Below are 19,083 nucleotides of genomic sequence, written 5' to 3'. Positions count from 1 at the left end.
GAAATCGAAATTGAAGGGAATTTTTTTAAATGTCTGATATAATCCAACTTTTACCCGACTCGGTTGCCAACCAAATCGCCGCCGGCGAAGTGGTTCAGCGACCGGCTTCCGCGGTAAAAGAACTTGTTGAGAATGCCATAGATGCCGGGGCGGATAAAATACAATTAATACTAAAAGATGCCGGAAAATCACTGATACAAGTGATCGACAACGGCTGTGGAATGAGCCTTACCGACGCGCGCATGTGCTTTGAGCGCCACGCCACATCAAAAATACGTAAAGCCGAAGATCTGTTCGCCATCCGCACCATGGGTTTTCGTGGCGAAGCCATGGCATCCATAGCGGCAATCGCGCAAGTAGAACTAAAAACTCGCCGCGTAGAAGACGAGTTGGGTACCGAAATAGAAATAGAAGGTTCGCAGGTAACCAAGCAAGAGGCTTGCCAATGCAATGCGGGTACATCCATCTGCATCAAAAACCTGTTTTACAACATCCCGGCACGCCGCAACTTTTTAAAGGGCAACCCGGTAGAGATGCGCCACATCATCGACGAGTTTCAGCGTGTGGCCCTGGCTAACCCGCAGATATTTTTCACGCTGCACCACGATGGGCAAGAGGTTTATCACCTGCCCGCCGCCAGTTTAAAGCAACGCATTATCCATTTACTGGGAAACCAATATAATCAACGCCTGGTTCCGGTTGAAGAGGAAACCACCATCATCAACCTCAAAGGCTATGTAGGTAAACCCGAGTTCGCCCGCAAAACCCGTGGTGAGCAATTCTTCTTCGTCAATAACCGTTTTATTAAAGATGGCTATTTGAACCACGCCGTAATGACGGCCTTCGAAGAGCTTTTGCCCGACGAAAGCTACCCGCTCTATGTATTGTTCATCGATATCGATCCATCAAAAATCGACATCAACGTACACCCCACTAAAACCGAGATCAAGTATCAGGACGAAAAATCCATCTACGCCATCATCCGCTCGGCGGTAAAGCGTTCCCTGGGTAAATACAACATCACACCGACCATCGATTTCGACCAGGAGAACAGCATAGAGCACCTGATTACGCCAAAAGCTTTCGAAGATATCGTCGCGCCAAGCATCAAGTTCAATCCCGATTTTAACCCCTTCGCTAACGAGGGTACAACCAAGCGCGATCCTAACTTTCGCAACCACGGCGATTATCAAAAATCATCCATCCCAAGCAATTGGGATACTTTGTATCAGATCAGTCAGCGTGATACCACCCCGCAGCAGCACCAGATGGATACCGGTGAGCAAAAGGTTGAGATCAACGACGAGCAGATCAGCAAATCGAGCGAGCGGCAATTGTTCCAGATTCACGGGCGGTATATTCTCTCGCAGATCAAATCGGGCTTCATGATGATCAGCCAGCAGGCGGCCCATGAACGGATCTTGTACGAAAAGTTTTTGCAGCAGTTGGAAAACCATTCCGGCGTGAGCCAGCAAACTCTTTTCCCGCAAAGCGTAACTCTTAACGGTGCCGATTACGAGATGCTGCGCGAACTTTTGCCCGATGTGCGCGCCTTAGGTTTTGATATCCGTGAGTTCGGTAAAAACACAGTAGTGGTCGAAGGTATCCCCGCCGAATTACACAACGCCAACGAGCACGAATTATTAGAACATTTATTGGAAGGTTTTAAAAACAACCTGGCCATTTTAAAGTTAGATAAACGTGATAATTTAGCCCGCTCACTGGCCCGTAACGGCGCCATCAAAGCCGGCGCCAAATTATCGCTCGAAGAAATGAACATCCTGGTTGATCAATTATTTGCCTGCCAGATGCCCAATATTTCCCTCGGTGGTAAGCCCATAATTATTACATTTACACTGGCCGAACTTTTAGAACGATTTGAAAAATAACAAGGCTATCACAATAATATATGAACCAATACAGGCAATCGCCATTTGCTAACTTAACACCGGTCGTAAAAAACTTACTGATCATTAATGTTATTTTTTATCTGGCATCACGTTTTTTGATACCGGCGAATATTTTTGATAGCTACGGTAATTTCTCGGCTTATTACTTTGATTCCCCGTTTTTTAAACCATGGCAGATTATCACTTACATGTTCATGCACGATCCACGAGATATCATGCACATCCTTGGTAATATGTTTGCCCTATTTATTTTTGGCCCGGCACTCGAGGGGATGATGGGTTCAAAACGCTTTTTTAACTTTTATTTTATCTGCGGTATCGGTGCATTATTCTGTAATATGGCAGTTCAAGCTTTCGAAGTTCACAATTTAATAGGAACTTTTACAGTTTCCAGTCAAACCGTTGCTGATCCCATAGTAATTGTTAAAATAAGAGAAATTTATGGATCCCAAATTTTAGGAGCATCGGGAGCGATATTTGGTGTCTTGATAGCTTTCGCCATGCTATTCCCTGATGTCGAATTAATGCTTATCTTTCTGCCAATCCCAATAAAAGCTAAATATTTTGTTACCATTTATGTTTTATTTGAGCTATTTTCAGGGGTGCGTCAAAGCCAGGGCGATTCCGTTGCGCATTTCGCCCACATCGGCGGTGCGTTATTCGGTTTCATTATGATAAAAATATGGGGTTTAAACAGGCGTGATAATCATTACTACTAAATACCGTTAAGTAATTATGAGCACCATTTGGGAAGAGATTCGTTTTAAAGTGATACACTCCGGTAGCAGGTTAAACATGCTTATTGGTATCAATGTGGCCGTTTTTTTAGTGCTGGGTTTGTTAGCCATTATAGAAATGCTCACCACCAGGCAAGCCGCGCTTTATACAATCATAACCAGTTACCTCGTTTTACCATCATCGTTACCCGCGTTATTACCACGTTTCTGGACACCCGTTACCTACATGTTTTTAAACTCAGGTATACTGGGCTTTATATTCAACATGCTTTGGTTTTTTTGGATTGGCCAGATATTTGAAGAATACCTCGGTGCTAAAAAACTGCTAACCCTTTATATTTTAGGTGGTTTAGTAGGTGCAGCCGTTTACATCTTAGCATGTGCCGTATTCCCTCTGTTTCATGGCATAGCCACGGTAGCAACCGGCAGTGCGGCCTGTGTGATGGCCATTATTGTAGGTACCGCCACCTTACTGCCCAATTACAGTATCTTTATGATGTTCTTCGGCGAAGTCAAACTAAAATGGATTGGTCTTGTGTACGTTTTGCTGGATGTTTTTGCCATAGTTGGTCCGGGTTCTGCCGTGGTATTTACTCATTTGGGTGCAGCTTTAATAGGTTTCATTTACATCAAACAGTTACGCTCCGGGCGCGATTGGGGCAGCGCTATCGGCAAAGTGTTCGCGCCAAAATCCAAACTTAAAGTGGTATCAAAAAATACTGCAAAAAATGTGGTCAATAAACCCCAACAAGACGAAATAGATAATATATTAGATAAAATTTCAAAATCGGGATACGACAGCCTGAGCAAACAGGAAAAGGAAACCTTATTCAGAGCAAGTAAAGATGATAGGAGCTAAAAACAAGCTTAATATTTTTGATAGGATAATCCTGTTCTTTAACTATTTTGCCGGTTTTTGTTTACTCATAAGCTACCTTTCTCCCGTTACCGATCCTAAAACCTTTTGGCTCATCGCTTTCTTTGGTCTGGCTTATCCGGCACTGCTGCTTGTTAATGTTTTACTGATATTATATTGGTTGTTCAGGTTTAAAAAGGAGATCGTTATCTCGGCTTTTTGTATCGCGATAGGATGGGGTACGCTCCAAAATAATATAGGCTTCCATAAAACTACCGATACCGAGCGTTCCAAAGCCGATTCGGGCCAGATCAGGATGATGGCCTATAACGTGCATAGCTTTAACTCTCCCCAAAACTATAACATATCAACCCGGCACGATATATTACAGATCATCAAAGATCAGCAGCCCGATATTGTGAACTTCGAAGAGTTTTATTCAACAAGCAAAGGCAAAACCGCCATGTGCGATTCTGTTAAAAAGATACTTCAAACTGATAATTATTATTTCCAACCCTTTGCCGGTGATCAGGTTAATGGAGTAGGCTTGGCAATTTTTTCAAAATACCCTATCGTAAATAAAGGCGTTATTAAGCTTACCGCCGATCTTTCCGATACCAAATCCATCTATGCCGATGTGAAGATCGGGAATAAGATCGTCCGCGTTTACTGCGTGCATTTCCAATCGTTCCTGTTAAACGCTCAGGATCATAGCACCATGGATAGTATCGCCCAAAAAGGCAAAACCACCATCAAAGCATCCCGTCGTATTGGCGCCAAACTTAAACTGGGCTTTTTGCGCCGCAGCGAACAGGTTAAAATAATGAAAGCCGAATTGGCCAAATGCCCGTACCCATACATCGTAGCCGGCGATTTTAACGATACACCAACATCATACGCCGTAAACCAAATGGCTAAAGGGATAAAAAATGCATTCAGGGAGCAGGGCAGGGGATTAGGGCGTACCTACAATGGCGATGTGCCCAATTATCAGATCGATTATATCATGACCAGCACTCACTTCAATATCATCAATTATACCGTGATCGAAAAGAAGCTGTCCGATCATTACGCTATCCGCAGTGATCTGGTTCTCCCATAAAAACTCATAAAATAAAGTAATAACAAACGGCTGATTAACAGTTTGCCGAAAAATTGTAAGTTTGCCGCATGGAACAAAATTTGTTTGTTTACAACACCTTAACCCGTAAAAAAGAAGCCTTTGAGCCCCTTAATGCCCCACATGTGGGTATGTATGTTTGTGGCCCAACCGTTTACAGCGATGCCCACATGGGTAACGCCCGTACCTATATTTCTTTCGACTTAATCTTTCGTTATCTAACCCATATTGGTTACAAGGTACGCTACGTACGTAACATAACCGATGCCGGCCACCTGGAAGGTGATGCCGACGAGGGCGAAGATAAGATCTCAAAAAAAGCTAAACTGGCGCAGTTAGAGCCTATGGAGATCGTACAAAAATACACCGTAGGCTTCCGTGATGTGATGCGGATATTGAATACCCTACCACCAAGCATTGAGCCCACAGCAACCGGCCACATTATTGAGCAAATAGAACTGGTAAAAGTTATCCTGGCAAAAGGTTACGCTTACGAGGTAAACGGCTCCGTATATTTTGACGTGGAAAAATACAACCACAATAATGATTATGGAACCCTGAGCGGCCGCAACCTGGATGATATGCTCAACAACACCCGTACTTTAGGCGGACAGGACGAAAAACGCGGCAAGCTTGATTTTGCCCTTTGGATAAAAGCCAAGCCAGAGCACCTGATGAAATGGCCTTCGCCCTGGGGTATCGGTTTCCCAGGATGGCATCTGGAATGCTCGGCCATGAGCAACAAATATTTAGGCGAACAGTTTGACATTCACGGAGGTGGTATAGATTTAGTACCAACCCACCACACCAACGAGATCGCTCAAAACGAAGCCAGCTGCGGTAAAAACCCGGCCAAATATTGGGTGCATACCAATATGCTCACCGTTAACGGGCAAAAAATGTCAAAATCGTTAGGGAACAGCTTTCTGCCCGATGAATTGTTTACCGGTAACAACCATATTTTAACAAAGGCCTACAGCCCCATGACGGTGCGTTTCTTTATGCTCCAAACCCATTACAGCAGCACGCTCGATTTTTCGAACGATGCCATGGAAGCTTCAGAAAAAGGCTTTAAACGTTTAATGAATGCCTTTGCCCTGGTAGATGGTTTGAAAGTATCGGCGCAGAGCGATGTTGATGTTTCGACTATAGAAAAAGGTTGCTATACCGCCATGAATGATGATTTTAACAGCCCGGTTTTAATAGCCGAATTGTTTGAATTATCTAAGATCATCAACTCCGTTCACGATGGTAAAACCAGCATTGATGATAAAAATTACCAGATGATCAAAAACATTATACAGCATTTTGTGGTTGATGTATTGGGTTTGGTAAACGAACAGGCCGCTAATGACGAATTGCCCAACGTGATGGATTTTGTTATCAACTTACGCACCGAAGCTAAAACTAATAAAGATTACGCCACATCCGATAAAATACGGATAGGATTGCAACAAATTGGTTTCCAGTTAAAAGATAGTAAAGATGGAACCACATGGAGCAAAATCTAAGCTTAATTACTGGCTAAAATCATAAACAAACATCAACTGCGTTATATACAAAAAGCTGTGCAGGTATATTTAACTAACACATACAGCTTAATTTATTGATCACTATGAAAAATTTTATTGCAGGTACAATTTTAATGACATGCCTTTCGGGGATGGTATTAGCCCAACAAAAAGTAGAAGTTAAAACTGTAGTTGATGCCGAGCAAGCATTTAATAAAACCGTTGCCCGCAAGGGGATAAAGGATGGCTTTTTATCTGTTTTAGATGAAGAAGGTGTGATTTTTAAACCCAATGCCGTTAACGGTAAAGAGTTTTACACAACCATTGATAAATTGCAGGCTTTAGTAAACCGCGACCCCAAATTTGCCCGCATATCTGCAAGCGGAGATCTGGCTTTTACCGCCGGCCCCTATACTTACCAAAGCAGCAAAACCGATACTGATAAAGTTTACGGCCACTTTGTATCTGTTTGGAGAGCAAACAGCGAAGGCAAACTCAAACTTCTGATAGATCTTGGCATCCAACACCCAGAGCCAGAGCAACAGGAAGTAGTTGATTTTAAGGAACCTGAAACCAAAGGCATCGCGATAAGTAACGATCCCTTTAAAAATAAACGCGTAATTCTGGGTGCCGATGATCAGGTTAACCATTCGTTAACCTTATCTGCCCTGGCTACCTATAAAGAGTATTTGGATGCCGAGGCCCGGTATTATTTTCCCGGCTTTGAACCCTTTACCGGTAAAAATAGGATCATGAAATTCATCAATAACGAAGGGATCTCTATCACCGCCAAAACAACAAGCGCGGGCCGCTCAACCAGTGGCGATCTGGCTTATAGCTACGGTGTTGCACAAATTAAAAAAGGAAATCTAACAAGCGATTATAATTACGTCCGCATCTGGGATATTGATAGCAGCCACCGTTGGAATATCTTATTAGAGGTATTTTCTGCAGTGGAAAAGTAAGCCGATTAAAGCTATTTCTTCATCTCTTCCTTAATTGCCCGTACCAGCTCATTAACATGCTGCGAGCCAATAATGTATTCCAGGCCATCACGGTCGGTTAAATGCACCGCGTCGTTACCGGATGTGAAGAAACGTATAGTGCCTTTTTTATGAAGATTATAAACCGGGTTGTTAAATAAATAGCGGCTGTAACTGCCTTTTTCAACTTTTACAATACTATTCAGGTCAATTTTAACCAATCTGGTGGTCCATAAACCATTCAGTACAACGCTTTTGTTTCGCACTGTAGTGCGAAAATGGAGCAAAAAGCCCATAATAATAGATATGATCAGGATGCCGAAACCAACTACCAGCAGTAAATCGCTGTTGCGTTCACGGTCGCCGGTAAAAAAGTAGATCACGAAGCAAAAAATAGCCAGCACCAACCGTATGGTTATAGGTATCCATTCGCGGCCCAGGTATTGTTTTTCAGAAAAAGCTGATTTGTCGTCGCTCATAAATTCAACATGTACAGTTCGAAGATAATAACTTTTTTGGTGAGTGCGCTTACTTTATATCGTTCATCGGGCCTATAGCCTCCAATCCATATCACATCGCCGTTTCCGTTAACTAATATAGGTATTTGATCTTTTTGATTTACCGGTATTTTTTCACTTACAAAATAATCACTCAGCTTTTTACGGCCCGTCATTCCCATCGGTATAAAATAGTCGCCGTGTTGCCAGCTACGCACCTGTAATGGATAGATCAAAGCTTCCGCGTCAACAGATAAGGCCATCGGGTTGTCTTTAACAATAAGTGGCGAATCATCATGCAGCAGGTTTATTTTATAATTGCCGTAAGTAACTTCGCTGTCTTCCCGGTTTATTAAAACGGTATCAACCGCCGCTTTGCTTTTGCTCAATATCAATTTATTCCTATCCAACACCATCACATAACCCGGAGCTTCAAAAACCCTACCCGAATGTTTATCTAACGACGAGATGATATCATTAATTACAGTTTCGCTAAATCCATAAGGGTTAAGCAAAGCAAACAATAACAAGCGTTGTGGCGATAAGCTTTTAACCGCAGCAATATTGATATGGATCTCATCGCCGTAAGGTACTAAAAGCCGGGGGCGTAATTCATTTAAGCGGATATCAAGTAACTGCTCCAACTCGCGGAAACGCTCAATATTATTATCAAAAGTTTCTTCGAGCTTAGGATTCAACTCTTTTAATCGCGGAATAACCTCGTGCCTTAATTTGTTCCGGGCGTATTTTGACGAAGCGTTCGAGCTGTCTTCCATGTATTGCAGTCCATTATCCGCAACTATTGCATCCACCTCATCACGGTTTAAAAACAAAATCGGCCTGATGATCAAGCCATTCTTTGGTAAAATGCCATGCATCCCGGCAATACCGGTGCCCCGGGTAAGGTTAAGCAATATAGTTTCAACCGAATCGTTTTGATGGTGCGCTACGGCAATACAGTCATAATTAAAACTATACCTTATTTGCTCAAACCACTCGTAACGTAAAGCCCGGGCAGCCATTTGGGTTGATATACCCTTTTGATGGGCATAACCGGCAGCGTCAAAATTGGTGGTGTAAAATGGCACATCGAGGCTTTTGGCCAGGTTTTTGGTAAATTCCTGTTCGGCCAGGGCTTCGGTTGGCCTGAGTTGGAAATTGCAATGCGCAATGCCAAAATCAATACCGGCCTGTTTAAGCAGGTGCGCCAATACAACAGAATCGCGCCCGCCGCTAACTGCCGCAAGTACGCGCCCGCCGGGCTCAAAAAGCCGGTGTTGCGTAATGAAATTTTCGAATTGTTGTACAGGCAGCATTCGTCAAAATTATTTAATTTAATTACCTCAACCAAAAAACTAATTTTGCTTTGTGAATAAATATTTTTTGATCATCCTTTTATTACTGCTCGCGGGTACGGTTTGGGCGCAAAAAAAGAAAGCCTCGCCGGTGTATATCATTAAATCGGAAAGTGCTGATGGTAGTAAAAAAGACGGTAAAGAGCTGCTGAAGGTATATAAAGCCGTTTTTCAACAGGATAATACCATACTGAGTTCTGATAGCGCGTACTTTTATACAAGCGAAAATGCAGTTGATGCTTTTGGCCACGTTATTATTACCCAGGGCGATACCCTGCACGTTTTTGGCGATAAACTGAATTACCAGGGCAATACCAAAATAGCCATCATGACGGATAATGTACGCCTGATTGATAAAGATGCCATTTTAACTACCAATTATTTCACCTATAGCACCGCTACAAAATACGGCACCTACACCGGCGGCGGTAAACTGGTAAGTAAAGATAATACGCTCACCAGTAAAAACGGCTACTACTTTGCCTCAACCCGCGACGCTTATTTTAGGTACGATGTAGTTTTAAACACACCCGATGCCATTATCAAAACCGATACGTTGCGCTACAATTCGGGCTCACGCATCGCGTTTTTTTTAGGCCCAACTAATATTTACGGTAAAAAAGATAAAGATACCCTGTATACCGAAAACGGGAGTTACAATACCCAAACCGAGCAAGCCTTTTTCGGTAAAAAGAATTTGTACAAGCAGGGCACCAAAAGCCTTAAAGGCGATAGTTTGTTTTATGATAGGATAGTGGGCTATGGCAAAGCTGTTAAGAATGTAGTTTTTAAAGACTCCGAACAAAAAATAGCGATGTACGGCGGCCTGGGCGAAAACTTTAAAAAAGGCGAGCGGACGATGATGACCGATCACCCCTACGTAGTTTTTGTGACCGAGGAAAAGGATACTACCAAACAATCTAAAAAAGATTCGCTAAAATTAGATTCCATCGCTGCAAAAGCTAAAACCGGTATTGTAGCCAAGCCGGGTATAGCGCCGCCAAAAAACTCAATGCCGGTGATTGATCCCACCCAGATTAAAATGGCTAAGGATATGGCAACCGTTGCTCTCAACCAGGTACCTCAGTCGCAAAAAGATTCGGTTGCTAATCAGGTTAAATCGGCGTTGGTGAATAAACCGGCCATTTTACCGCCAAAAAATTCAATTCCGGTAATTTATAAGCCTAAAAAGAAGGCTGATAAAAAAGCGATGGCCAATGTGGCACCGGTACTAAAACCCGATTCGCTGGGTAAAAAGGATGCCGGTCGTATTAAGCGAGATTCCATCTTCTTTTCGGGCGATACCATCGAAACCCGCATAGTAACCTACAAAGAACTCAAAGATTTAAAAGAAGTACGCCGGCTGGAGGGAATACACGATACAACCAACCGCCCGTCCATCGTTTACACCAAACCGGTAAAGCACCTGGATATTGCGCCTTTACGCATGCGTAGCGATACCACAATTTTCCATAAAGATTATTTTAACAAGCGCCCCGCAAAGCAGGATACCTCGAAAAGTAAGTTGCCTGTGGTAAGCGCTCCTAAAAAAGCGAAACCCGCTGTTAAAAAGTATATGGGTATTGATTCGGTTAACATCAGTCAGGAGGTGATCCTGAGCGATACTGCCCGGGTGCGTATTCTGAGCGCGGCGCATCATGCCAAAATATTCAAGTCGGATTTACAGGCCAAGGCCGATTCCATATTTTTTAGCTACAGCGATTCCGTTGCCCGGATGTACGTGCACCCCATGATCTGGGTACAGGGTTCACAGCTCTCTGCCGATACCATCAATTTGCAGATGAAGCATAAACAACTGGATAATATGGAGCTCATGCCATCGGCCATGGTGGTTAATATTGAGCGGAGCGATACCGCGCACTTTAACCAGGTTGGCGGGCGAAAAATGCGGGGCTTTTTTAAAGATAGCAAACTGGCCAAAATGTTTGTTTACGGCAATGCCGAAACCATTTATTTTGACAGGGATAGTGGTAAGGTAACCCGTATGCACCGCACCATCACCAGCAAAATACGCGTCAACTTTAAAAATAACGAACCACAAAGTTTTACCGAATATGTAAAAGCCGATGCCCGCATTATCCCAATTAGTAAAATAAAGGATGATGATAAGCTGCTGAAAAACTTTATCTGGAAACCGCAGGATAGGCCGGTATCAAAAGAAGATGTAATTGGCAGCGGAAAAAGCAAGGTGCAAACGGGTAAGCAGCCCGTAAAGGCTCCTCCTAAAAAGCTACCTGCCAAAACAGGAGAAAAGAAAGCCATAATACCGTCTGTTAAATTGCCAGCCGATAGTGCATTAAAATCAAAACCAGATACGCTATCCTTAGAGCAGGACAGAATAAAACGACTAAAACTTAAAACGGACACCACTAAAACTAAACCATAATGAGCAAACCAAATAGCGCAGTTTTCCAGATAGAGAGCGAAATTGAATGGGAAGACCAGGGCAACGGAATCCAACGCCAGGTATACGGCTATAACAATCAAATTATGCTGGTAAAAGCCAAATTTGAAAAGGGCGCCATAGGAACGCTGCACAGTCACCCGCACACGCAGGTAACCTATGTAAGGGGCGGCGCGTTTGAAGTCACCATGGGCGACGAAAAGCGCATTATAAAAGATGGTGACGGCTTCTACGCAGCACCCAACGTAGTGCATGGTGTAGTTTGCCTTGAAGCAGGTATTTTGGTTGATGCTTTTGCGCCGATGCGGGAAGATTTTATATAGTACTAATCTAAGAGCTTTTCCAATTCGATAGCTTCCGGAAAATAAGCGCGAAATTGATTTGATAGCGGTTCACTTTTGAATTTTACAATAGTGTAACCGCTATCAAAACATACAATTTCAATTTCTGCGTCGGGGTATTGAATATTATCATTCTTCCAAATGAATTCATTTCCTTCCGCAAAAGGGATATTATTTTCATCAATCGTTATGTTTTTATTAGCAGGTATTCCTAAAATTACTCCCCAATAAAACTGAACATCTGCCTTTAATATTACGTCAAATTTATCTGGTGTAAGGATGCAATATTCCTCATCCATATTTATCGGAAGTTCCACCAGGGAACCACCATGCTCAATATCAGCGAGTATCCAATTATAATTTTTTACTTCATCAATTATAGGTTCAAGAATCTCATTTAAATGAGTATGATATAATATTTTATTGCTTTTCCTGATTACCCAATTCATAAATCTAAAGTAGCTATTTAGTTATAACAATAATTTCCATACCGTAACATGCCGGTTACAATTCATATTTTTTCTAAATTGCGAATATGTGTTGCATTTGCCGCATAACAGGCCATGCAATGCCGATATTTGCCGAATACGCATTTTAAATGAATTGATTATGGATGTAGAAATACTCGCCCGCATACAATTTGCCTTTACAATAGCTTTCCACTACATCTATCCGCCGCTCAGTATCGGACTTGGCCTCGTGATGTGTATCATGGAAGGCATGTACCTCAAAACCGGATTAAAGCTCTACGAGCAGATGACCCGTTTCTTCATCCGCATCTTCGCATTAATATTCGGCATCGGCGTAGCCACCGGTATCGTAATGGAATTTGAATTTGGTACCAACTGGGCCGTATATTCCCGCTACGTTGGCGATGTATTCGGCAGCGCCCTCGCCGCCGAAGGCATCTTTGCCTTCGCTTTAGAATCCGGCTTTTTAGGCGTATTGCTCTTCGGTTGGAACAAAGTTAGGCCGGGCGTTCACTTTTTTGCAACCGTAATGGTTACACTGGGCAGTATGTTTTCGGCTGTATGGATCGTGGTTGCTAACTCATGGCAGCAAACCCCGGCGGGCTATCACATCGTAGGCGAAGGTTTACACGCCCGCGCCGAGATCACCGATTTTTGGGCCATGGTTTTCAACCCATCATCTATATCACGTATGGAGCATGTTTGGTTGGGCTCTTTCCTTTCCGGATCGTTTTTGGTGTTGAGTATTTCGGCCTACTATCTGCGCCGCAAGCGTTATATCGAATTTTCTAAATCCGCATTTAAAATAGCTTTGGTGGTGGCCACCGTTTCGGCATTGGCACAGTTGTTTGTAGGCCATCAATCTGCCGATATCGTAGCCAAATACCAACCCGCCAAATTAGCCGCCTTAGAGGGTCATTATGATGGCACCAAACCCGGCGATATGTACCTGATGGGCTACGTAGACCAAAAGAAACAAGAAACCCACGGTATCTACATCCCCGGCGGACTAAGCTTTTTAACCAAAGGCGATTTTAAACAACCCATCACCGGATTAAACAACTTCAAAAAAGAAGATCGCCCCAGCGCGGTGAACTTCGTTTTTCAAACCTATCACTTAATGGTAGCCTGTGGTATGCTCATGATAGCCTTAACCCTTTATGGTAGTTACCTGTGGTGGCGTAAAAAGCTGTTCAACAAACATTGGCTCATGGTGATATTTTCGTTCTCGGTATTGCTTCCGCAGATAGCCAACCAGGTAGGCTGGTACAGCGCCGAAGTTGGCCGTCAACCCTGGGTGGTTTATGGCTTGCTGCGTACATCGCACGCCTTATCGCAGGCAGTAACGGCGGGGCATATCATATTTTCGCTGATCCTGTTCACCTGGGTGTACCTGGTGTTATTTGTATTGTTTATTTATTTGCTGAACAAAAAGATAAAACACGGCCCTTTTGATGAAGAAAACCTGGATCACAGCCCAAGGCACATTGAAATGGCAGATTCACTTATAGGTGGAGAGTTGAGTTAAAGTAAAAATGTCATTTCGAAGCGATAGCGAGAAATCTTCTGCCATATAAAAGTCTGCGATTTGCATCATCTACACCAGGCACTCGCAGAAGATTTCTCTCTCGTACCTCGTTCGAAATGACAAAGTTTAATTATAATGATTATATAAAATATATGGGACATTTTTTAGGCATAGACTACCCAACCTGTTGGTTCCTGCTCGTAGGAGCCGTATTCACCGGCTATATTATTTTAGATGGCTTTGACCTGGGCGCGGGGATGGTGCACCTGTTTTTGGCCAAAGAAGAAAGCCGCCGCATAGCCCTAAATGCCATTGGCCCCGTTTGGGATGGTAACGAGGTTTGGATAGTAATAGGAGGGGGATCGCTGTTCGCCGGTTTCCCCGAAGTTTATGCTTCGCTGCTATCCGCCTTTTATGTGCCTTTTATTTTGTTTTTGCTGGGCGTTATCTTCCGGGCTATCTCCATCGAGTTCCGCAGTAAGGAGCCTATGCTCTGGTGGCGGCGGATGTGGGATATTAGCTATACCTGCTCAAGCACGCTCATCGCGTTTTTATTGGGCGTAATATTAGGTAACGTAACCGAAGGCATCAACATGGGGCCCGATCACGTTTTTCGCGGAAGTTTTATGGAGTTTTTAAACCCTTATGCCCTGCTTACCGGCGTAACCACGGTAGCCTTATTAATGATGCACGGCGCCATCTACCTCGTAATGAAAACCGAGAACCGCCTGTACGCCAAACTTACCATCATCGTAAAAAATACCACCATCTTTTTTGTGATCATGATACTACTTACCTCGTTCTATACCCTGCTTTACCTGCCCAAAATGGCCACCGTGATCCGCGATTATCCGGAGCTATTTGTAGTTCCGGTAATGATGGTATTGGCCGTAGCCAACATCACCCGACAGATCACCAAACGCAAATACCTCTACGCCTTCATCTCATCAGCGGTAACCATTAGTTTGTTAATGATTTTGGTGGCGATGGAATTATACCCCAACATGCTGGTATCTACACAATCCCCGGCTAATAACCTTACGGTTTACAACGCCTGTTCATCGCAAAAAACCTTAGGCATTATGCTGGTAGTAGCCGCCATAGGTGTACCGCTGGTAGTAGCTTATACCACATTCGTATTTATCACCTTTAAAGGGAAAGTGAAGCTGGATGAGATGAGTTATTAAACAAGCTATGAAGACTGAATTATATACTTTTATAATGGAATATTGGGGTGGTACTTATATTTCGCAGGTTGAAGCTGCGGATCATAAAGAAGCCATAAAAGTTTGGATAGTAAATTTAGAAATAAGCGAAATAAAAGGATTTTCAGAAGCCGATAAAGCAAAGGCTATTGATAATGATGATTTTTACGACGCTACGCTTCTAAAGGGATTAACTAATGTTTGGTGTATTGGTTTCATAGCAAGTAAAGGGTATGCTTTAATAAATTTTGTAAAAACTAAATAAAGTGTGACCGCATAACAAACTCAATATTAATTACAGATTTAGTATATTTGAGTAAATGTATAAACAGACTTTAACTCCGGATAAAAAGAATCATACCATTGAAATGCCTGAAAAATTTTTTGGCAAAAAAGTGGAAGTGATTGTTGTAGAGGTTGGTAATGCAAATGCCGATACATACCCAACCCCACCAATGGGTAAAAAAATCAAAGTAAAGGAGTTATTTGAAAGTTTTGGAAAAGCTCCCGATTTTCCATCTTCGCGTTAGCGATTGCAGTGGAAATCCCGGAATGAGCTCCTATCAGCGAATGAGGAATTGCAGCGGAAAGCGCGGCCGAAGGCAACGCCCCAATTTATATTAACCCAAAATTTCAATTCCTATTAATTCTCCACTTTTATTGAAATCTAAATATATAGAAGGTCCTTTATATGCCTCTATTAATTGATCTAATTGTATTGTGTTATCAACACAGCCAACGGTATGTGGGTGATTTGGTAAAGAAACATAACCAGTAGTAGGAGTTATTGCAAGTTTTAATGTGATTTGCTTCACCTCGTTAATTTTAGTTCGGGTTTTTCTTTTTTCCATAAGCTAACTTAACAAAAAAGCACCCGATAAACAGGTGCTTTTCATATTTCTAAACCATGGACTATCGACCATCGTCTATGGACTAACTTTTATCCTAAAACCTTCTTCCAGCTCACCAACTCGCCCAATATCTTAGTCAGATCATCTGCCGAAACACGTTCCTGCGCCATGCTGTCGCGGTGGCGGATGGTTACCGTATTATCTTCCAAACTCTGGTGATCTACCGTGATACATATTGGCGTACCAATAGCATCCTGGCGGCGGTAACGCTTGCCTATGGCATCCTTTTCTTCGTACTGTACGTTATACTCTAATTTTAGTTTATCCATAATCTCGCGGGCCTTCTCTGGCAAACCATCTTTTTTGGTCAGCGGGAATATGGCCGCCTTAACCGGTGCCAATACTGCCGGTAACCTTAATACGGTACGGCTATCCTGGCGCTCTTCGGTGCTCAGATCTTCCTCTTCGTAAGCGTTCATCAGCGTAAGCAAGAACATACGGTCTAAACCGATAGAAGTTTCTATCACGTAAGGGATATAGTTACCATAAGGCTTATCAGTTGCCGGGTCAATTTCCGGGTCAAAGTATTGCATTTTTTTGCCAGAGAACTTTTGGTGCTGGCTCAAATCAAAATCAGTACGGCTATGGATTCCTTCAACCTCTTTAAAACCAAACGGGAACTGGTATTCAATATCAACGGCAGCGTTAGCGTAATGCGCTAATTTAGCATGATCGTGATATTGATACTTTGCCGGATCGGTACCCAAAGCTACGTGCCATTTTAAACGGGCAGCTTTCCAGTACTCGTACCATTCCATCTCGGTGCCAGGGCGAATAAAGAATTGCATCTCCATTTGCTCAAACTCACGCATGCGGATAATGAACTGACGGGCGATAACCTCGTTACGGAAAGCCTTACCAATTTGCGCTATCCCGAACGGAATTTTCATTCTACCCGATTTTTGCACGTTCAAAAAGTTAACAAAAATACCCTGCGCCGTTTCCGGGCGAAGGTAAACCTCTTCGCTACCCTCGGCCATAGCACCAAACTGAGTGCTGAACATCAGATTAAACTGACGAACATCGGTCCAGTTAGCAGTTTTTGATATCGGGCATACAATGTTATGCTCAATAATAATATCGCGTAGGCGTGGCAGGTTGTCGCCTTTTAAGGCTTCGTCCATGTCGTGCTGTAAAGCTTCGGCAAGGTCGGTTTTACCATCGGTATCGTATTGCGCTATCTTATCTTCTATCAATTGATCGGCACGGTAGCGTTTTTTCGAATCCTTGTTGTCAATCATCGGATCGTTAAAACCATCTACGTGGCCACTGGCTTTCCAAATTTTCGGGTGCATAAATATCGCGGAATCAATCCCCACAATATTCTCGTGCATTTGCACCATGGCTTTCCACCAGTATGTTTTAATATTATTCTTCAGTTCGGCACCGTTCTGACCGTAATCATAAACAGCGCTCAAACCATCGTATATTTCGCTTGATTGAAAAACAAAGCCATACTCTTTAGCATGCGAGATGACATTTTTAAATAGCTCGTCGGTATTTTTACTCATAACAGGGGCAAAGATAGTTTTTAGTCCGAAAGTCCGAAAGACGGTAAGAGAGAATTTAGACTGATTTTGTAGGGTATTTAATTAGGTGGGTGTTTTTGATATTTAGAAGGATGGTGTTATTAGTATTAAACAAATCAGGGCGTTGCCTCCGGCCCGGGCTATCCGTTACAAGTCCTCATTCACTGATAGAAGCTCATTCCGGGCTTTCCACTACTATCCCTAACGCAAATCCGGATGGTACTAAAATCAACATATACACGTTTTGTCTCTTATCTAAAATCTCACATCTAATATCTAATTTAGCCGCATGAGTATCCAGGTAACCAACCTCACCAAACTTTACGGAACCCAAAAGGCGGTAAACAACATCACCTTTACCGCGCAGCCGGGTAAGGTGCTTGGCTTTTTAGGCCCTAATGGTGCAGGTAAATCCACCACCATGAAAATGCTTACCTGCTTTATCCCGCAAACATCGGGATCAGCATCGGTATGTGGTTTTGATGTGAGCACGCAGGCTTTACAGGTGCGCCAAAATATAGGCTACCTGCCCGAAACCAACCCGCAGTACCTGGATATGTATGTTAAAGAATCTTTAGCCTTTATTGCCGATATCCATAAAATACATAATCCTGCTAAACGTATTGCCGAAGTTATCGAGCTAACCGGATTAAGTCCCGAGCAGCATAAAAAGATCGGTCAACTATCCAAAGGTTATCGCCAGCGAGTAGGGTTGGCACAAGCCATCATTCACGATCCGCAGGTGCTGATACTGGACGAACCCACCTCGGGCCTCGACCCAAACCAACTGGTTGGTATCCGGCAGTTAATTAAAGATCTCGGCAAAACCAAAACCATCATCCTATCTACCCACATCATGCAAGAGGTTGAAGCCGTTTGCGATCAGGTGATCATCATCAACAAAGGCCAAATTGTGGCCGATGATACCTTAACCGGCCTCCGCCAAAAGCATCAGAACAAAACACTCGAACAAATTTTTATTGAATTGACCAATGCAGTTTCTGCGCCACTTGCATAATATTTTGGCAATTCCAACGTCTTTTTGCTACATATCTAAACCATGAAACAATTACTACTTGCTGCTTTAACCTTATTCATAATTCAAACCGCCAGCGCCCAGTACCGGGAGCAGGGTAATGATAAAAAAATATTCATCAGCGCCGGTGGCGAAATAGGCGCGCCATCAAGCACACCTTACAATTTCACGTATGGTGCATCGGCACAAGCCGAAGTGAAGATCATTAACAGCCTGGGTTTAACCTTAACGGGCGAGTACATTGCCTATAATTACAAAAACACGCTGTTTATGGGTGCAAATACCCAACAACATCCCTCGTTTATCCCCTTAAAGGCAGGGTTAAAATATTATACGGGTTCTAATTTTTTCTTCGCGGGCGAAATAGGATCAACTGTGCAAAGCAATAGCGGCGTTAGTAATATGCTGGTTTACTCATTGGGTTTTGGTTTTAACATCCCCGTAAATAAATTCAGCGGGATAGATATCGGCTTCAGCTACCAAAATTACGATCAAAGCCAATACCAAACCACCGGGCTTAAAGTTGCGTATAGGGTGGGCTGGTGAGTATAAAACAATATTGTATTTTTGAAAACTAACGATCATGGCCCCACGCGTCATTGCGAGGTACGAAGCAATCTCTTTAGGACAAGCAAACTATGCAAGTTCGCCCTGTACAGTTAGGGATTG

19 protein-coding genes are annotated in these 19,083 nt (G+C 43.1%); 14 read left to right on the top strand and 5 right to left on the bottom strand.

Annotated features, from left to right (window positions below):
* Positions 1–29: 29 nt before the first annotated feature.
* The 6 genes from mutL (at position 30) to ABIN91_RS14900 (ending at position 7,099) form a co-directional block, all read left to right on the top strand.
* The gene (mutL, locus tag ABIN91_RS14925; RefSeq protein WP_348052022.1) at positions 30–1,889 is read left to right on the top strand and encodes a DNA mismatch repair endonuclease MutL; all 1,860 of its coding nucleotides are present in this window, start codon (positions 30–32) and stop codon (positions 1,887–1,889) included.
* A 20-nt stretch (positions 1,890–1,909) separates the two neighbouring features.
* Positions 1,910–2,629, top strand: a complete 720-nt coding sequence (locus tag ABIN91_RS14920) for a rhomboid family intramembrane serine protease (RefSeq protein ID WP_348052021.1) — start codon at positions 1,910–1,912, stop codon at positions 2,627–2,629.
* Positions 2,630–2,645: 16 nt separating this feature from the next.
* Positions 2,646–3,506, top strand: coding sequence for a rhomboid family intramembrane serine protease (locus ABIN91_RS14915; protein WP_348052020.1), 861 nt, complete (start codon positions 2,646–2,648; stop codon positions 3,504–3,506).
* Positions 3,493–4,605 (top strand): endonuclease/exonuclease/phosphatase family protein, encoded by a 1,113-nt coding sequence (locus ABIN91_RS14910; protein ID WP_348052019.1) that lies wholly within the window; start codon positions 3,493–3,495, stop codon positions 4,603–4,605. The genes ABIN91_RS14915 and ABIN91_RS14910 overlap by 14 nt, the downstream gene beginning before the upstream one ends.
* Positions 4,606–4,673: 68 nt before the next feature.
* Positions 4,674–6,134, top strand: a complete 1,461-nt coding sequence (cysS, locus tag ABIN91_RS14905; RefSeq protein ID WP_348052018.1) for a cysteine--tRNA ligase — start codon at positions 4,674–4,676, stop codon at positions 6,132–6,134.
* Between the two features lie 104 nt (positions 6,135–6,238).
* On the top strand, positions 6,239–7,099 hold the full coding sequence (locus ABIN91_RS14900; RefSeq protein WP_348052017.1) for a hypothetical protein: 861 nt from the start codon (positions 6,239–6,241) through the stop codon (positions 7,097–7,099).
* A gap of 11 nt (positions 7,100–7,110) precedes the next feature.
* Here ABIN91_RS14900 and ABIN91_RS14895 read toward each other — a convergent pair whose 3' ends face one another.
* Positions 7,111–7,596, bottom strand: a complete 486-nt coding sequence (locus ABIN91_RS14895; RefSeq protein ID WP_348052016.1) for a hypothetical protein — start codon at positions 7,594–7,596, stop codon at positions 7,111–7,113.
* Complete coding sequence (gene tilS / locus ABIN91_RS14890; RefSeq protein ID WP_348052015.1) at positions 7,593–8,930, bottom strand: tRNA lysidine(34) synthetase TilS; 1,338 nt, start codon at positions 8,928–8,930, stop codon at positions 7,593–7,595. Before tilS ends, ABIN91_RS14895 begins: the two co-directional genes overlap by 4 nt.
* A 52-nt stretch (positions 8,931–8,982) precedes the next feature.
* Between tilS and ABIN91_RS14885 the strand changes: the two genes are divergently transcribed.
* Both ABIN91_RS14885 and ABIN91_RS14880 read left to right on the top strand, forming a co-directional pair.
* A complete protein-coding gene (locus tag ABIN91_RS14885) occupies positions 8,983–11,376 on the top strand; it encodes an OstA-like protein (protein WP_348052014.1) in 2,394 nt (797 codons plus the stop codon).
* Positions 11,376–11,717: a cupin domain-containing protein gene (locus tag ABIN91_RS14880; RefSeq protein ID WP_348052013.1), complete on the top strand. Its 342-nt coding sequence runs from the start codon at positions 11,376–11,378 to the stop codon at positions 11,715–11,717. Before ABIN91_RS14885 ends, ABIN91_RS14880 begins: the two co-directional genes overlap by 1 nt.
* Positions 11,718–11,719: 2 nt before the next feature.
* On the opposite strand, the gene ABIN91_RS14875 is transcribed toward ABIN91_RS14880, so the two are convergent.
* Positions 11,720–12,184 carry a hypothetical protein gene (locus tag ABIN91_RS14875; protein ID WP_348052012.1) on the bottom strand — a complete coding sequence of 155 codons (465 nt, stop codon included), beginning with the start codon at positions 12,182–12,184 and terminating at the stop codon, positions 11,720–11,722.
* 160 nt (positions 12,185–12,344) lie between these two features.
* Here ABIN91_RS14875 and ABIN91_RS14870 point away from each other — a divergent pair, with 160 nt between their 5' ends.
* The 4 genes from ABIN91_RS14870 (at position 12,345) to ABIN91_RS14855 (ending at position 15,468) form a co-directional block, all read left to right on the top strand.
* Complete coding sequence (locus ABIN91_RS14870; RefSeq protein WP_348052011.1) at positions 12,345–13,733, top strand: cytochrome ubiquinol oxidase subunit I; 1,389 nt, start codon at positions 12,345–12,347, stop codon at positions 13,731–13,733.
* 152 nt (positions 13,734–13,885) lie between these two features.
* Positions 13,886–14,920, top strand: coding sequence for a cytochrome d ubiquinol oxidase subunit II (gene cydB, locus ABIN91_RS14865; RefSeq protein WP_348052010.1), 1,035 nt, complete (start codon positions 13,886–13,888; stop codon positions 14,918–14,920).
* Between the two features lie 7 nt (positions 14,921–14,927).
* Positions 14,928–15,203 (top strand): hypothetical protein, encoded by a 276-nt coding sequence (locus ABIN91_RS14860; RefSeq protein WP_348052009.1) that lies wholly within the window; start codon positions 14,928–14,930, stop codon positions 15,201–15,203.
* 55 nt (positions 15,204–15,258) lie between these two features.
* Positions 15,259–15,468, top strand: coding sequence for a hypothetical protein (locus ABIN91_RS14855; protein ID WP_348052008.1), 210 nt, complete (start codon positions 15,259–15,261; stop codon positions 15,466–15,468).
* 90 nt (positions 15,469–15,558) lie between these two features.
* On the opposite strand, the gene ABIN91_RS14850 is transcribed toward ABIN91_RS14855, so the two are convergent.
* Both ABIN91_RS14850 and ABIN91_RS14845 read right to left on the bottom strand, forming a co-directional pair.
* The gene (locus ABIN91_RS14850) at positions 15,559–15,789 is read right to left on the bottom strand and encodes a DUF2283 domain-containing protein (RefSeq protein ID WP_348052007.1); all 231 of its coding nucleotides are present in this window, start codon (positions 15,787–15,789) and stop codon (positions 15,559–15,561) included.
* A gap of 89 nt (positions 15,790–15,878) precedes the next feature.
* Positions 15,879–17,360, bottom strand: coding sequence for a glycine--tRNA ligase (locus tag ABIN91_RS14845; RefSeq protein WP_348052006.1), 1,482 nt, complete (start codon positions 17,358–17,360; stop codon positions 15,879–15,881).
* Between the two features lie 307 nt (positions 17,361–17,667).
* Here ABIN91_RS14845 and ABIN91_RS14840 point away from each other — a divergent pair, with 307 nt between their 5' ends.
* Both ABIN91_RS14840 and ABIN91_RS14835 read left to right on the top strand, forming a co-directional pair.
* Complete coding sequence (locus ABIN91_RS14840; RefSeq protein ID WP_348052005.1) at positions 17,668–18,396, top strand: ATP-binding cassette domain-containing protein; 729 nt, start codon at positions 17,668–17,670, stop codon at positions 18,394–18,396.
* Positions 18,397–18,438: 42 nt separating this feature from the next.
* Positions 18,439–18,960, top strand: coding sequence for a hypothetical protein (locus tag ABIN91_RS14835; protein ID WP_348052004.1), 522 nt, complete (start codon positions 18,439–18,441; stop codon positions 18,958–18,960).
* Positions 18,961–19,083 lie beyond the last annotated feature (123 nt).

The sequence above is a fragment of the Mucilaginibacter sp. genome, from assembly GCF_039921305.1.
In the GTDB taxonomy this organism is placed as follows: domain Bacteria; phylum Bacteroidota; class Bacteroidia; order Sphingobacteriales; family Sphingobacteriaceae; genus Mucilaginibacter.
Note: the sequence above shows the minus strand (reverse complement) of the source record. Positions and strands in the feature narration are given on the sequence as shown.

Excerpts from the sequence above, each read along its gene's own strand:
- ABIN91_RS14920 (WP_348052021.1), top strand. The coding sequence starts at position 1,910 with ATGAACCAATACAGGCAATCGCCATTTGCTAACTTAACACCGGTCGTA.
- tilS (WP_348052015.1), bottom strand. The coding sequence starts at position 8,930 with ATGCTGCCTGTACAACAATTCGAAAATTTCATTACGCAACACCGGCTT.
- ABIN91_RS14850 (WP_348052007.1), bottom strand. The coding sequence starts at position 15,789 with ATGGAAAAAAGAAAAACCCGAACTAAAATTAACGAGGTGAAGCAAATC.
- ABIN91_RS14870 (WP_348052011.1), top strand. The coding sequence starts at position 12,345 with ATGGATGTAGAAATACTCGCCCGCATACAATTTGCCTTTACAATAGCT.
- ABIN91_RS14855 (WP_348052008.1), top strand. The coding sequence starts at position 15,259 with ATGTATAAACAGACTTTAACTCCGGATAAAAAGAATCATACCATTGAA.
- ABIN91_RS14835 (WP_348052004.1), top strand. The coding sequence starts at position 18,439 with ATGAAACAATTACTACTTGCTGCTTTAACCTTATTCATAATTCAAACC.
- mutL (WP_348052022.1), top strand. The coding sequence starts at position 30 with ATGTCTGATATAATCCAACTTTTACCCGACTCGGTTGCCAACCAAATC.
- ABIN91_RS14875 (WP_348052012.1), bottom strand. The coding sequence starts at position 12,184 with ATGAATTGGGTAATCAGGAAAAGCAATAAAATATTATATCATACTCAT.
- ABIN91_RS14845 (WP_348052006.1), bottom strand. The coding sequence starts at position 17,360 with ATGAGTAAAAATACCGACGAGCTATTTAAAAATGTCATCTCGCATGCT.
- ABIN91_RS14900 (WP_348052017.1), top strand. The coding sequence starts at position 6,239 with ATGAAAAATTTTATTGCAGGTACAATTTTAATGACATGCCTTTCGGGG.
- ABIN91_RS14915 (WP_348052020.1), top strand. The coding sequence starts at position 2,646 with ATGAGCACCATTTGGGAAGAGATTCGTTTTAAAGTGATACACTCCGGT.
- cysS (WP_348052018.1), top strand. The coding sequence starts at position 4,674 with ATGGAACAAAATTTGTTTGTTTACAACACCTTAACCCGTAAAAAAGAA.
- ABIN91_RS14880 (WP_348052013.1), top strand. The coding sequence starts at position 11,376 with ATGAGCAAACCAAATAGCGCAGTTTTCCAGATAGAGAGCGAAATTGAA.
- ABIN91_RS14860 (WP_348052009.1), top strand. The coding sequence starts at position 14,928 with ATGAAGACTGAATTATATACTTTTATAATGGAATATTGGGGTGGTACT.
- ABIN91_RS14910 (WP_348052019.1), top strand. The coding sequence starts at position 3,493 with ATGATAGGAGCTAAAAACAAGCTTAATATTTTTGATAGGATAATCCTG.
- cydB (WP_348052010.1), top strand. The coding sequence starts at position 13,886 with ATGGGACATTTTTTAGGCATAGACTACCCAACCTGTTGGTTCCTGCTC.
- ABIN91_RS14895 (WP_348052016.1), bottom strand. The coding sequence starts at position 7,596 with ATGAGCGACGACAAATCAGCTTTTTCTGAAAAACAATACCTGGGCCGC.
- ABIN91_RS14840 (WP_348052005.1), top strand. The coding sequence starts at position 17,668 with ATGAGTATCCAGGTAACCAACCTCACCAAACTTTACGGAACCCAAAAG.